The sequence below is a fragment of the Sphingosinicella sp. CPCC 101087 genome (assembly GCF_004151485.1).
Taxonomy (GTDB): Bacteria; Pseudomonadota; Alphaproteobacteria; order Sphingomonadales; family Sphingomonadaceae; genus Allosphingosinicella.
Map to the genome: position 1 here is coordinate 1 of NZ_SBFF01000033.1, position 1,370 is coordinate 1,370.

Below are 1,370 nucleotides of genomic sequence, written 5' to 3' on the forward strand. Positions count from 1 at the left end.
GAGACGCTGCGCGAGGCGCTGGCGAAGACCTATGATGCCAATCCGACGATCATGGCGCAGCGGGCGCAGCTTCGCACGCTGGACGAGGACGTGGCCATTGCGCGCGCTGCGGGCCGTCCGCAGGTGACGGCGACGGCGGACGCCACCCAGGACGTTTTCACCGACAATCTGCCGGGCGACAATGAGCGCGGCCTGAGCGTTGGGGCCGATGTCAGCATGCCTTTGTTCGCCGGCGGCCGGATCCGCAATTCGGTGCGCGCTGCCGACACGCGGGTGGAGGCCGGCCGCGCCGATCTTCGGGCGACCGAGGGCGACATCTTCACGGAGGCGGTGTCCGCCTACATGGACGTCATCCGCGACCGGGTGATCGTCCAGCTCAACGAGAATCAGGTGCGCGTCTTGGAGACGAACCTGCAGGCGACCCGCGACCGGTTCGAGGTCGGCGACCTCACCCGCACGGACGTGGCCCAGTCCGAAGCGCGCCTGGCGCTGGCGCAGAGCAATCTCGCCACGGCAGAGGGGCAGCTCGAGGCGAGCGAGGAGAATTTCCGCCGGGTCATCGGCGACTCGCCGGGCGAGCTGCAGCCGCCTCCGCCGCTGCCGCCGCTCCCCGGTTCCGCCGACCAGGCGTCGCAGGAGGCTCTGGCGAACAATGCCGACCTGGCGTCGATCGCCGCCCAGGCCCGGGCCGCCAGCTTCGACGTGGCCGCGGTGCGGGGCGAGCGCCTGCCGACCATCTCGGCGGTGGGCACCACCCGCTATCTCGACGCGCTCGGCACGAACGAGACGGACGCCGGCGTGCCGCTGGGTCCCAACAGCACGACCAGCACCGGCATCGGCCTGTCGCTGCGCGTGCCGCTCTACCAGGGAGGGGCGGCGGGTGCGCGCGTGCGCCGGGCTCAGGCGTTCCGCAGCCAGCTGCTCGAGCAGGCGATCGGCATCGAGCGGCTCGTCATTGCCGACAGCCGTGCCGCTTTCGCCAGCTACCAGGCGGCGCAGGAGGCGATCGAATCGAACGAGATCGCGGTCGCCGCCAACCAGCTCGCGCTGGAAGGCACGCGCGCCGAGCAGACGGTCGGCACACGCAACGTCCTCGACGTGCTCAATGCCGAGCAGGAGCTGCTCAACGCCCAGGTCGCGCTCGTCACCGCCCGTCGCGACGCCTATGTCGCCGGCTTCCAGCTGCTCAACACCATGGGACAGGCCGAGGCAGATAATCTGAACCTCGATGGCGGCGCGCTCTACGATCCGACCGTCTATCACGATCGCTATTCCGGAAGCTGGTCCGACTGGGACGACGGGCCGTCGCCGCAGCCGGTCTCCACCCGCACCGCCCCACCAGACGCAAACAGCCCCGTGACAGAGCTCCA

General features: G+C 70.4%; 1 protein-coding gene. It reads left to right on the top strand.

Translation table 11 applies throughout. The features are described 5' to 3' along the window. A partial coding sequence (locus EKM57_RS21650) for a TolC family outer membrane protein (protein ID WP_129794615.1) occupies positions 1-1,370 on the top strand: 1,370 nt, incomplete at both ends.